Origin of the sequence: Lishizhenia sp. (assembly GCF_033720595.1) — a bacterium.
Taxonomy (GTDB): Bacteria; Bacteroidota; Bacteroidia; order Flavobacteriales_D; family Crocinitomicaceae; genus Lishizhenia.
The window spans coordinates 1-13,993 of record NZ_JAWWCF010000068.1 but is presented as its reverse complement, the minus strand read 5'-3'; the positions used below and the strand labels follow the sequence as shown (position 1 = coordinate 13,993).

Genomic DNA, 13,993 nt, shown 5'->3' with positions numbered 1-13,993 from the left:
GTAGGATTACGTTATTCTACAGATCTATATGCTGATTTCGAAATGGAAGAAATCATCATTAACAAACCTATTGTCTTAAACAACATTTACTATGATTTCGACAAATGGAACATACGTGCAGATGCGACTCCAGTTCTAGATAGTTTGGCTAAAATCTTAAAAGATAATCCAAACATTGAAATTCAATTGGGATCACATACGGATGTGCGTGGTAAAAGATATTACAACCAATACCTATCTAATAGAAGAGCCAAGTCTGTTGTAGACTACCTCATCAGTAAAGGTATTGATCCAGATAGATTAACTTGGAAAGGCTACGGTGAGAGTGAACCGATTAACAAATGTGTCGAAGGTGTGTATTGTTCAGACATCGAACACGAAGAAAATAGAAGGACAGAATTTAGGGTCGTCAAACAGTAGGTTTAGCGTTTGATGAACTGTTCTTCCATTAAATGGCTCACTTAAAAAAAGCCCTGTGTATGCGCGCAGGGCTTTATCTTTTCTTTAAAAATCCTATTAAACAGAGCCTATAATGATGGTTGAATTCACAAGTGCCTTCTGACGCGTAAGTGAACCTCCCCCCTCTTCATCATCTCCAAATACTTTTTCTATTTCCATCCCTGAATTAGGATCAACTGCTCTAAACCAAACCGTACCATCTTTCCTATTCTCTATTTTCACATTAATCGGGTAATTCGCCTGATTGGAGGGCAATGGACCTATTACTAAGTTTCCAAGGCTTTGTTCCTCTTCCCCCTTTTTTAGGTACTGAATAATTTCCAATCGCATACGCTTTTGATCTTCACTTGTCGTGTAATACGTTTTCTCCTTTATAGAAGGCAACGGCATATTTTTCTTTACCAAGTTATCAATTACTACTCTTCCTGTTTTTGGATTCATAGCACGAACTCCTAAGTTATAACCTGTTACCCCTCTTAATTCAGGTGGTATTTCATAATCAACTTTCTTCCCAGAAAGCTGAACAGCATGTAAAGCTGCCCCAAATGTCACAGCCTTCATAGGTTCGTGAGCATGTATCTCTTGATGTTCTCCATTAAACAAGGCTTTCAGACGTTTTTTAATAAAGGGAATCATAGAAGACCCTCCTACTAAAATAACCGTATCAACATCTACATTATCTATCCCAACACTTTTAATACAACGCTGTACAACTTCCTCAGTTTGTTCAATTAGGGAGGTAATAGCTTTTTCAAAACCTTTACGAGAAATGTGCACTTCCATGGAATGCTTCCCAAGCACACATACTTTCTCCACGAACGTTGTTCCGGGTACAGAGAGCTCTACTTTAATTTCCTCAGAAATTCTTCTTAAATGAAGCAGCCCTCTAGCATCAAGAACGAGGTCATAACCAAGCTCCTCTTTAAACTGCTCAAGAATTATTTGACCAATAGCCTCATCAAACTCTTTTCCTCCAAGTTCTGTTAAACCATCCTTACCCATTACAAAAATTCCTTCTGCATTCATGGTCAAAACAGAAACGTCAAATGTACCTCCACCTAAATCATAAACGAGTATGGTCTTGTCGTATTTCTTATTCATTATCCCATAGTGCATAGCCGCAGCAATAGGCTCTTCCAAAAGTGCTAACACCTTTAAATTAATCAAAGATGCAGCATTCAATACACATTTACGTTGCTTATCATTAAAATGGGCGGGCACAGTAATTACAGCACCTTCAACGGGTTGAGAAGTATAGGTTTCCGCATCAATCATTAATTTCTTTAAGATCAATGCTGCCAAACTTTCGGGATACCAAGGCGTTTGATCACTATCGATATACAACGGTTTTTTTTCACCAAAACTTCTCTTAAAAAACCGAATTACGGGTAAACCTGGATTCTGCTCTAATCGGGCTTCAATTACATTACCGATGTAGGCAGTGTCTCCATCAATATGGACAGCCGAAGGAGTGTGAAATAAGTTCTTGTTGGAATTATCAGGAAGTAATATTGGCTCCCCGTTACGACCTACTGTCGCTGCCAATGAAAAGGTTGTACCCAGGTCAATTCCTATTAACATATATTAAAGTTCAAGTTTTAAAAAGTTCTGTTTGAGTTCTGTTCCCAAGCTACTTAAATCTGTTGTTATTTTCGCTTTTTGACGTTGCGATTCTTTTAATTTTTTATCGAAAGTTTCCAAGGTTTGAATCTTACGTTGTGTCAGATTAGTTTCTTCGGAAATACTTTCAGATCTATCTTGTTGATAATTCTTTAAGTCTATTTCTAACTGACGTAAAATCTCAGAAAATTGATTTTTAGCATGTGAAAAATACTTTGACTTCCAATCCTTTTCTATTGTTGAGAAAATTCTTTTATATTCAGCTTTCAGCCACTGCGAAACCTTTTTCAACTCTTCAGCTTCTGTTTCTTGTTTCTTTTTCTGTGCACCTTTAATGGCAAAATATAATCCTCCTGCAAGCGCTAAAATAATAATAGCAATAAACCACCATTGCTGCCAAAGATTCATATCAGGTATTACTCTACCTAAGATCCCGACCATCATGATAATTATCATATACGGCTGTCTCACCGCACTAAAGAAACTCATAAAACCTTTCTTCAGAGGTTTGGCTTCATGTTGTTTATCAAACCTAAATTGATCATTCAACATTAATTGAACATCGGCCTTACTCAGCTTTTGTACCGCAACATTAAAATTGCTTAAATCATTTTCATCAAAGGAGTGATTAACCTCGTCTATGGTTATATCAAGATAATCGTTCAGAGAAGCTACATCATGCTGTAAATGCTCTTCAAATCCTGCCCTCGCTTGTGTTTCCAATTCAACCAAAGTAGCGCTGGGCAACATGTATTTCGTTTCTCCTCCCGCAGTTACCTCTTCTAACTGATGGATACCATCTATTTGATCGACGATAAATGCATAAAGCGAACCGGGTTGGTTTTTAGTAAGCTCCCCAAAACGCTCGTTAATACCATTTTCAAACTCCGAAAAACTTCTTTGTAAATTAGATTTTAAACTCGAGAATAAATTTTGCCCAACACGCTGAGCACCCATTTTCTTGAGCTTCATGTGATCATTTTGAACGGATATCTTTCTGGCGCTTAAATCTTTATATTCATTTTCTATAGTAGACTCTATTGCACTAAGTATTTTACGGGTACCCAAATTCATTGCAATAAGGTTAACCAAATCAGCTTCCTCAATAAATTTAGCAAGGTGCTCGGCAAGGTTTTGATCCTCATCCACAAGATTTACCCTCCACGTCATACGAACGATTTGGGATTTCGCCCAACGTTGAAACTCCTTACTTCCTCCCGCTACGAAAGTTAAAGATGATTCTTTCGCAAAGCGTTGAAAATAATAGCTTAAATCCTCTTTGTCTTGACCTTCTGGATTACATAAAATCACTTTCAATAAGTACGGTAAAGACTTCGTACTCTTTGCAGGAAAATGCTCTTCGTCATGTAATCTGTAATTAATCTCACCTCGATCTATCTCTATTTTTCCCTTTTCCTTAAGCTCTTCCAGCTCAGCAGATGAAAAATCTGAAATTAATCGTTGAACTAAAGCTATCTCTTTTTCTTTGTCAACAATCAACACATCTATTCTTAACTTACTTTCCTCCGAAGTGCGCCAAAGATCTTCAATGGGTTGAAATAAATAATTAGCATTATTTTGGATAGAGATATCCTCAATTAACTTTTTTATTTCCTTATGAATATTTCGTAGTTTTGTTAATGACGAGGTTGCCTTCATAGCGAGTCTTTTACACAAAAATAACAATACATCTGAATATGGCTACTACTAGAACCAATACGGGTACTGCATCTATTTTAGAAATGAAGCAGAACGGATACTCAGTGAGTGATCTTAAAGATATTTACACTGTTGAGGAGTTAAGAAATCACTATTCTTTCACAGAATTACGAACCGCGTATTCGCTGGATGAACTAAAACCATCTTTTGATGCTAGCGAGATACATGGGGAAGTTGACGGTACTGAGGTTAAAGGCGTTTATTCTCCAGAAGAACTCCATGGTACTTATTCTGTTGAAGAATTACGTACAAGTCATAGTGCAGCTGAACTTAAAGATGTATACAGTGTAGAAGATCTAGCCCAAGCCTACAGTGTAGAGGAATTACACAGCGTTTTCGAAGCCAGTGAATTAAAAGGCAGTCTATCTGTAGCCGAAATGCATGGTGTTTTCTCTGCAAGCGAATTACATGGGGTGTACAAAGCTGAAGAATTACACGGTATTTACAGCGCACAAGAACTGCATGGTGTTTATTCCGCAGATGAGATTCACAGAGCATATAGTCCGGAAGAAATTCATGGGGTTTACACACCTGAGGAAATCCATGGGGTTTATAAAGCGGATAGTTTACACGGCATATTCTCAGCCGAAGAACTGCATGGAGTATACTCACCAGAAGAAATATACAGATCATTTAGCCCTCAAGAAATTCATGGGGTATACACCCCTGAGGAAATTCATGGGGTTTACTCCGCCGAAGATATCCAAGGGGTATACACCGCTGAAGAGATTCACGGGGTATACTCTGCCGAAGAAATTCACAAAGCATATAGTCCAGAAGAAATACATGGAATATACACTCCTGAGGAAATTCATGGGATCTATCAAGCCGATGAGATACACGGGATTTACGCCGCAGATGAAATTCACGGGGTTTACACTGCTGAAGAAATTCACCGTTCGTATTCAGCAAGTGATATTCATGGAGTTTATACCGCAGATGAAATTCATGGCATTTACTCTTCCGAGGATATACATGGAGTTTATACACCAGAGGAAATACATGGAGTTTATTCGGCTGACGAAATTCACAGAGAATATTCTCCTGCAGAAATTCACGGAGTTTATACCGCTGAGGATATACACGGGGTATACTCTGCTAAAGAAATATACGGCATCTATTCTGCCGAGGATATACATGGATTCTATCCAGCGGCTGAAATTCATAGAGTTTACACCGCCGAAGACATACACGGAGTATACTCAGCCGAGGATATTCATGGGGTCTATTCTCCAGAAGAAATTCACGGAGTTTATACGGCAGAGGATATTCACGGAGTTTTTAGTGCCGAAGAAATATATAGATACTATTCTCCCGCAGAGATTCATGGAGTGTATACAGCTGAAGACATTCATGGAACTTACTCTGCTGAAGACATTTATGGGGTGTACTCAGCTGAGGATATCTACCCGATATATCGCTCTGAAGAAATTCATGGAGTATACAGAGCTCACGATATACACGGAGTTTACGAAGCAAGAGATATTCATGGGGTGTACGAAGCCCATGAAATTGTTGGAGTGTATACTGCTGAAGATATACATGGAGTTTACACCCCAAAAGAAATTTACGAGGGAGGCTATTCTGCCGATATGATTCATGGCGTCTATTCACCAGCTGAAATTTATGGCGTCTATAAAGCAGAAGATATTTATGGAGTCTATACCCCAGAGGAAATTCACGGGGTATACTCAGCTGCAGATATTCACGGAGTTTACTCTGGAGAAGATATCCATGGCGTTTATCCTGCCGATGAAATATACGGATACTACACCGCAGATGAGATTTACGGTCATTATTCAGCAAATGAAATATACGGAGTCTACAAGGCTGAAGATATTCATGGGGTGTATTTTGCCCAAGACATTCATGGAGTTTATCAAGCTATGGATATTCACGGGGTGTATATGGCACATGAAATACACGGAGTATACTCACCTGCAGAAATACATGGGGTTTACTCCGCTGAAGACATACACGGGTCTTATACTGCTGAAGAAATTCACGGGGTTTACACTGCTGAAGACATTTATTCATTAAACGGACCAATCTATACTCCTGAGGAAATTCACGGCGTATATAGTGCTCAAGATATTCACGGAGTATTTAGAGCCGTAGACATTTACGGAGTTTATACTGCCGAAGATATTCATGGAGTCTACACCGCCGAAGATATTTATCCCGGAGGACCGCAAGGATACGGTTATAAGGCGGAAGATATTCACGGAGTATATACCGCAGATGAATTACATGGCGTATATACCGCCATAGATTTACACGGTGTTTACACTGCAGATGAAATGAAAGGTGCCTACAGTGTTGAAGAACTTTATTTAGGTTCAGGTGGGCAAGGCGGACCTTTAGACATGTCTGGTTTAGGAGGCGAAGCTCCTGTTTATACCGCTGAGGAAATGCATGGTACCTTTAGCGCTGAAGAATTACACGGAGTATACAATTCCGTGGATTTAAAAGATGTTTACAGCGTTGAAGAGATGCACGGTGTATACGAAGCCCAAGAAATGTATGATGGAAGTGGAGGAACCGATACCGCATTTTCATCAACTGTTGGTCAGCAAGTATTTACTGCTGACGAGATTCATGGCGTATACACAGCTGAGGAAATACATGGCGTATACAGTGCTGATGAAATTCACGGGGTTTATACTGCCGAAGAAATTCATGGGTATTACACTGCCGAAGAAATTCACGGGACATACACACCGGATGAAATTCACGGATATTACACGGCTGAGGACATTCACGGACAATACGAGCCTAGTGAGATTCATGGAACTTATACGGCCGAAGATATTCATGGAGTATACACAGCTGAAGAAATTCATGGGGTTTACGATGGTTCGGAGATACACGGACATTATGAAGCCAATGAAATTCATGATATTTATGCAGCAGATGAGATTCATGGTTCTTATGAAGCAAGAGAACTACATGGGATTTATAACGCAGATGAGTTGAATGGAAGTTATTCGGCATCAGAATGTAAAGAGGGAGGTTATGATGCCTCTGAATTGAAAGAGGGTTACTACAGTTGTGACGAATTAGTAGATGCAGGCTTTGATTGTGGTGAATTGGTAAATGCAGGCTTTGAATTGTACGAATTACAAGACCATTTTAACCTTGAAGAATTGGCCAATCACTTTACAGTTTCTGAATTAGAAAGCTACTATAGTGATGATGAATTAATCGCTGCCGGTTTGAAGGAAGCACCTGCTGAAGACGACTTTGGTGGATTTGGTGATACAATGTGGTAAAATATGATACAGAAATTAATTCTCCTCGTTCTGCCATTGTTTTTGGCCTTCAACCTTTTTGCGCAAGGTTCAGTAAGTGACGTGCTCGATTTAACAAACGAAGCACAAACACTGTACGAGCAAAAGCAATACAAAAAAGCATTCGTTAAGATAAACAATGCTATATCCATTCTGGAAGGACTTGAAATGGATGCTCCCTCACGTGTACTCGATCTAAAAGAGAAGATCAAAACTGAGCTGGACAAACAAAAATCTACAACGGTACAAAGCGATAAACGTGAGCCTACAGCTATTAAAACAAGCCCGAAGAAAAACACATCATACACAGATTCTGCACAGCTTATTATAGACAAATATATAGATGCAACCGGCGGTACTGCTGCCTGGAATAATATTTATGGATTGAACAGGAAGTGGAAGTCAGAATCTAACGGTATAATCGTAATTCTCGAAATGACTCACCTCAAAAATGGTAATTACATTATTACTTCTGAGACAAGTTCTGGAGATTATGATTTTAAATACACCTTCGCTTATGATGGATATAAATCATGGTACAAGATGAGCTCCGTTGACGGAATTAAATACTCTGAAGAAGATGAACAAAAAAACCAAAAAATAAGATCGAAAGATGGACTTAACCCTTACGTTGACTACAAGGAGAAAGGTACAAAAATAACTTATGTAGGTACTGAATATTTCAACAATCAGGAGTGTTACAAACTAAAGGTAAAAAGAGACTCTTTGTACAGTAAAGGAAAACGCATCCCTAACGAAACCCAAATTTGGATCAACAAACAAACTAATTTATTAGTGGGGGAAGAATATCAAATGACGAGCGCTAAAAATGAAGTTTACACCTATACTTATTCAGATTATCGCTGGGTAGGAAACGTTCGAATCCCATTTGTTACAGCCAATAATATAAAAGATAATGACATCCTTACGACGTACGAAGAAATAACCGTACTTACCCCCTCTGAGGTCACTATAAATTTTTCACCGCATTAACTACACTCCAAAATGCCCAAGACTTTTTTCTTACTACTACTTTCCTTAATTCTCGTTTTTCAGGTTCAGGCACAATCTAATTTATTAAAGGCTGTGGAACTCAAAAACCAAGCGCAAACTGAATATAATAATGGCAATTACAGATCTGCGCAAACCAAAATAAACAATGCCATTTCTCTCATAAAAAAAGAAGGAATGGATATACCTGGAGAAATGATTTCACTCCGCAGTAAAATTAACGCTGCAATAGACCAAGAAGCCAAAGACAAAGCAGCTGCAGCCGCTCGAAAAAAAGAACTTGCTGACAAAAAGCAACAACAACTTGAAAGAGCTGCTTTACAAAAAGAAGCTGCAGCCAAACTGGCCAAGGAAAAAGAAATGGAGCGTTACGAACCCGCCATTAGAAGTACACTTGCAAAACTGGGTAAACTGAAAGAAGGAAGAGTGTATATCATTGAAAGGGCTAAGCTCACCACAAGTAGTTCAGAAAAAAGCTACTTTGTTTACTATGGAAATAAATACATGATATTCACTATTCCGAGTGAATATGTTGTCAACAAAATTGATAAATCCACCATCTCCTTTAACTCACAAAACGCCCAACAATTTAATAGTTATGTTACGAATGTTAGGGTGAAAAATAGTTATGGCAAACAAAGTCTATCTTTTCGTAAAGGAATTCATTACAGCAATGTATTCTTAGGTGGTAATGGAGACGAATTGCTATGGCATGGTACACAGTATACAAATTACGATGAAAACGTCCACTATTACTATTATACGACCTTGCTGCATGCAGATATAGAAATGGAACAAAGTTTTGAAAAAGAATATTTTCAACCGTATATCCAAACTGGAACATTAAGCCGTTTGGTGGATTACAATTTTGTTGTAAAAGACTCTCTCACCAATGAATTGAGAGCGAATAGCTTTACACAAAGTAGCCTTAATGGAACGAACAAAGTAAAACTTTCTTTAAAATCTACCAGCTTTACGAATATGCTTTTCGTAACAAAGGAAATCAACTATCAACTCATAGACAACACTGTGGAAGGAAGCTACAGTGGAGGCGGGTACAATTACACCAAAGGTTTTTTATACTACCAACCGAAAAAAAGAACCTCCTACTATGCTTTTGTTCAATTCCCTAATGTTCCATACAGCACCGATGATGTTTTAGGAAAACTTAAAAAATTAGAAGAAGAACTGATCATACCAAAAAGCACTTTCGATAGCTTTTACGATAGTTTTGGCACCTATAGTAGTTCAGATTCTCAATACCGCTATTTCTCTAATAGTGCTTATACTTTACCCTACAACGTACTTAAAGCTATTAGTGACTTAAACCAGAGCAAGGCTTATTATTTATAATAACCTAGTAAGGAATAATAATTCTCAATGTTGAAAAAAGATTAAAAACCGCTCCTTTATAATCTAAGGTTTCTCCATCTCCGTAATCGATGAATTCTTCTCGGTTAAAGATTTCGAATTGACCTGTTACATCCCACACTACAGTCTCAGAAAAATTAGCAGTAAACCCTGTTGTTATGGTAGCCGTCCAAGGTTGAAAACCGTCCTCGTCTCTATATTGATAGTTTCTCCCCATTAACCCCAATCTAAACATCTTATAATATTCATACCCCATAGAAAGCGTTAACATATTATCGAAACTATTACTATTTGGAGCAACCATATGTCCCATTGGACCTTGTTTATAGACTGTAAAATCATTGGAGTAATCTACATAACTCATATCTAAACACCACAGGTTGTCTGTCAAACGAAAAGCCAATCCACTAGTAATTCTAGCCGGCTCCGTTGTAAAAACGGTCATCTCACCCTGTAGGTCATTGGTATACATTGTTTGACGTTGATGCGGGAAAGTCAATGTAAATCCGAAATCAACACCTTCACCGTAGTCTTCGTATAAATCAAACTCACTGTCTGAGGCGTCTTGTGTTGAGGCCCTAAAACCGAATGAATAATATGCACCGCTATACATATAAGCCTCAGTAAATTCATCTTCACTACTTTCGAATCCATATTCAAACTTTTGATTCATGTAATAATCTAACTCTCCACCGTAAACATTATATGTAAAACCAAGCCCTATATTTTCACCAATTCCAAACCCCAAACCGAAAGAAGTTTCTTTTCTTCCTCCACCTTGCACAAATTGTATCGTCTCCGTGGCTGTCGTAAAATTATCATCCTGTCTTTCAATAGTCCATAGTTCCTCAAAAGCACCCACATTTGCTGATTCTCTTCTGGAAAAACTCGGAACAACGTAGAAGTCAGAATAAGTATCAAAAGGAATAGGAACGGCCACAGAAAATTCGTTGAATCCAAATTTCATCTTCGATTCAACCGTAGCATCTTCAAACCCATACACAGAACCGTAGCTAGTTTCAGATAAAGAAGTTAAATTCTTACCCATCCAACCTGAAATATTAATGGAAGAATAACGCAACATTCCCAAAGCACCAGGGTTCCAATACATTGCCGAAGCATCATTTACCACAGCTGTATAAGCATTTCCTAAGCCCGCTGCACGCGCACTAATAGGTCTGCGCATAAGGTCGTTTCCAAAAGTTGTTTGAGCCGTTACACCCAGACTTAAAGCCATAGATGCAAGTAGTAGTTTTATTTTCATCTGTGCCATAATTAAAGGGAAATATTATAAGTTAATCGTGCTCTAATAAGATGTTGAGAGAAGCTATGCACCTCCTTGTTAACAAAACCGTCTCCTCTAAATTCTCCTCTCACCACTGGGTTTTCATACCTCAATCCAAAACTAAAGTCACTGTTGATCCTGTAGGCCATTTGGACTCCTAAATTTCTAGAAAAAGCATTAGGACTAAACATCCCTAAACCTGCAGTACTTCCATCAAACATCACGTTATTCGTTAAGCTTTTGTTGAAGTTTTTATTCCAATTTTCCCAGAATGCAGAGAAGGTAAAATAACTCGTAGTATATTCTAGTTTCACCCCTAACCCTACACCAAATTGACCAACTTGTACCTCTTCTTCTGAACATTCTAAACAAGGTAAACCTGGCTGTACATTGAGCGCAAGCTTTTGAAAAGGAACATATACCGTAAGAAAATCTAATAGAGTTACTCCTAATTTCCCTGAAAACTGTGTAAACTTGGTTCCATTTCTATACAGTCCAAAATAAAGCGTATCTCTATCCACTATTGTTTCACCGGTAGGTTCATAAACATCTCCTTCATTATAAATCTCATAGTCTTGAACTGCTTCAATTTGGTTAAGGTTAAACACAGAGTAAGAAGTGAAATTAAGACCTGCATAAACTCTTAATGGAGGTACAGAGGGAATACGTATTGGAGTATTCAAATCCACACCAAAAGATATAGGTGTAAACACAGATGTTTTAGAATGTTTGGTATAACCCATTCCAGTATCACCGATATAGTTTGTTGACCCAATTTCATCTTCCACTAAGTAGCTGAAGTTGTATAGATCGTAAGTGGTTAAAGAAGTAGCTGCAAAACCAAGTGGTAAATCAAAGTTGAAATCCAGCTCTGTGCCACCTCCAGCACGTTCCCATCTTTGTGTCTGTGCTATTTTTTTATTGATTTCTGCATATTTTTCGGCACTTGCATATTTTTGAGCTGCTCTATAGTAACTAATCGCTCTTTCATAATTGTGCGATTTCCTATTCGATTCACCCACACTAAAATTAAACACATACAATGCGCGTTTAGCTTCTGCAACATACCTTCCATTCGGATAAAGATTTAAATAACGCTGGTAGTCTTTCGAAGCCCAGACTATATCTTCTAGCTTTTCATAAATTTTTCGCTTTAATTCTCTCCCTTCACTGTCCAGACTTTTAATGTTTTCTGCCTTTTCAATAGCCGTTCGTGCCGCTTCCATGTTATCATTATCAAACTCGTAACGCGCTGATTCAATGAATTTCTGATAACGGGCATTATTAATTTTGTTTTTGATTTCGGAACTCTTCGATGAAGGAGCATAAATACTTGCAGTTTCAAATTCTTTTTCCGCAGCAGCGTAGTTGTAATCGCGCATGTAACTTTCCCCTTTTTCCAGGTGGAGTTTGTAGTTAGACCTATCTCTTAAATCAACATCATCCCTCTCTAAAGTCATGTATCGCTTTGCTCTATTTAAGGCCTCTAAAGCTCTTTGATAATTACCCTCGAAATAATGATTTTCAGCTTCCTTTGTTAACCTATCGTAGTTTTCTATATCGTTTTCTATCTCTTGGATAGTATATCGAGAAACACCATTGCTATTCAATCGTTTTGCCTGCTCATACAACCTTAAAGCTTCACGCTTATCACCATCATTTAATGCTTGCTCTGCCTTACTTACTAAGGATGAAGCCTCATTTCTGTTTTTTATTTCGTCTAGTTCGTTCAGTAAACGTTTAGCTTCATATCCGCTCGAATAGGCATCCAACGCACTATTTAAATAACTTCTCGCCTGATCATAATTTTGATTAGAAATACTGGATTTGGCTCTACGGAGGTAATCATCGTATTCCTGCTTTTTCTTCTTTATTTCTGCAGCTTTTTCTTGATTACTTATCGCAGTATTAATCTTTCCTTTTAAATCCGTCATCGCTTTCGGGGCAGGCTTGTTGATACTCTGCAGCTTCCCTATAGCTTGATTGATGTAAGACAGTGCAGTTCTGTAGTCGCCCGATTGATACGCATTATCAGCTTTTGACTTCAGCGACACCGCCTCTTTAATTATCTCTGTTTCAGATTGTGCGATTCCCCAACTCAGTGTAAATCCAAATAATAGTAGTAATAGATATTTCATAGTACGTTATTTCAATGCATTTAACTTATCCTTAGCTTCTTGAATGTTTGGACATTCATTAAGAATATCCTGGTACATTTTCTTTGCATTTTCATATTCCGACTCTCCCGGAGCATATAACATCACAATGGCGTCAGCTTCTGCCATCTTTTTGTAACAACCTTTATAGGCTATTCTCATATTTTTTATTTCCTTTCTCAAAGGAGTAACCTCAGCAGAACCTGGATAAATAGATTTGGCTTTTTGCAGGTAACTCTCTGCTTGATCAAAAGCAGCAATACTAATTTCCTTTTTGGCAGAGTCAATAGCAGATTGAAAAGCCAATTTCATTTCATCCAAATTACCTTTCACTTTTAACCACTCTACGTACAACTCATTATCATTCTTAATCATAGGAACGATTTCATTGTACTGGTTAAAGTAATGTTCAGCTTCAATTAATTCACCTCTATTTTTATGCTCAATGAATTTGTTTTTGAAGTCTTCGACCTCATCCTTTTTCATTGTTTTAACAATATTGAGATACATTTGTGCTTCTTCGTCTACAGAGCTCTCCAGTAGTTCGGTTAAAACTGGTTCTGCCGCACGCCAATCACGACTATCTTCTATCAAAGATTTCGCTTTTTGTAATTCCTTTTGATCATCGTTGGCAAATATTCCACTTGACATTAAGAAATAACCTCCTCCAAGTACAAGAATTCCAATAAATGCATACACCCAAACGATAGGTTTAATACCTCCTCCTGAGCTCGACTTATTGGATTTCGCCGTTTTATGTTTTGTTCCGTAAATTTCAGGTTTCAATTCTTGTTCACTCACATCCTTTACCAAAACCTTAACGGCTTTTTCAAGTGCAACCAGCTCTTCCTTAGCAACTTCAGCAATGTTTCCCGACTTAGAATTAACCAAGTCTATCATTTCCATTTTATGCTGTTGATACTCAGCCACCACCTTATCTCTTGGAGTTTGTAGACTAACCTTCAAAACATTTAACGCTCGCTTAATGGCCTCCTTTTCACTCTCTTCCTGTGAAGGAACAGCTTTCACCTGTGATTCATCAATAGACATACTCGGTAAATCGCCGTCAGAATCACCTTCTC

Annotated in this window: 9 protein-coding genes; 4 read left to right on the top strand and 5 right to left on the bottom strand. The window is 38.1% G+C overall.

Annotated elements, in window-relative coordinates:
* Positions 1–420, top strand: a 420-nt coding sequence (locus tag R3333_RS06695; protein ID WP_318958015.1) for an OmpA family protein, incomplete at its 5' end; no start/stop codon positions are given.
* Positions 421–516: 96 nt separating this feature from the next.
* On the opposite strand, the gene R3333_RS06690 is transcribed toward R3333_RS06695, so the two are convergent.
* The gene (locus tag R3333_RS06690; RefSeq protein WP_318958014.1) at positions 517–2,040 is read right to left on the bottom strand and encodes an Hsp70 family protein; all 1,524 of its coding nucleotides are present in this window, start codon (positions 2,038–2,040) and stop codon (positions 517–519) included.
* A gap of 3 nt (positions 2,041–2,043) precedes the next feature.
* Positions 2,044–3,738, bottom strand: coding sequence for a hypothetical protein (locus R3333_RS06685; protein ID WP_318958013.1), 1,695 nt, complete (start codon positions 3,736–3,738; stop codon positions 2,044–2,046).
* Between the two features lie 38 nt (positions 3,739–3,776).
* Between R3333_RS06685 and R3333_RS06680 the strand changes: the two genes are divergently transcribed.
* Genes R3333_RS06680 through R3333_RS06670 form a run of 3 tightly spaced genes read left to right on the top strand, consistent with a single transcriptional unit; the run spans position 3,777 to position 9,452 of the window.
* A complete protein-coding gene (locus R3333_RS06680) occupies positions 3,777–7,070 on the top strand; it encodes a DUF4573 domain-containing protein (RefSeq protein WP_318958012.1) in 3,294 nt (1,097 codons plus the stop codon).
* A 3-nt stretch (positions 7,071–7,073) separates the two neighbouring features.
* Positions 7,074–8,081 carry a hypothetical protein gene (locus R3333_RS06675; protein WP_318958011.1) on the top strand — a complete coding sequence of 336 codons (1,008 nt, stop codon included), beginning with the start codon at positions 7,074–7,076 and terminating at the stop codon, positions 8,079–8,081.
* A 12-nt stretch (positions 8,082–8,093) separates the two neighbouring features.
* On the top strand, positions 8,094–9,452 hold the full coding sequence (locus R3333_RS06670) for a hypothetical protein (protein WP_318958010.1): 1,359 nt from the start codon (positions 8,094–8,096) through the stop codon (positions 9,450–9,452).
* A gap of 4 nt (positions 9,453–9,456) precedes the next feature.
* Here R3333_RS06670 and R3333_RS06665 read toward each other — a convergent pair whose 3' ends face one another.
* The 3 genes from R3333_RS06665 to R3333_RS06655 all read right to left on the bottom strand — a co-directional run.
* Positions 9,457–10,734 (bottom strand): hypothetical protein, encoded by a 1,278-nt coding sequence (locus R3333_RS06665; RefSeq protein WP_318958009.1) that lies wholly within the window; start codon positions 10,732–10,734, stop codon positions 9,457–9,459.
* 11 nt (positions 10,735–10,745) lie between these two features.
* Positions 10,746–12,893, bottom strand: a complete 2,148-nt coding sequence (locus tag R3333_RS06660) for a hypothetical protein (RefSeq protein ID WP_318958008.1) — start codon at positions 12,891–12,893, stop codon at positions 10,746–10,748.
* Between the two features lie 6 nt (positions 12,894–12,899).
* The coding region (locus R3333_RS06655; protein ID WP_318958007.1) for a hypothetical protein at positions 12,900–13,993 on the bottom strand (1,094 nt) is incomplete at its 5' end.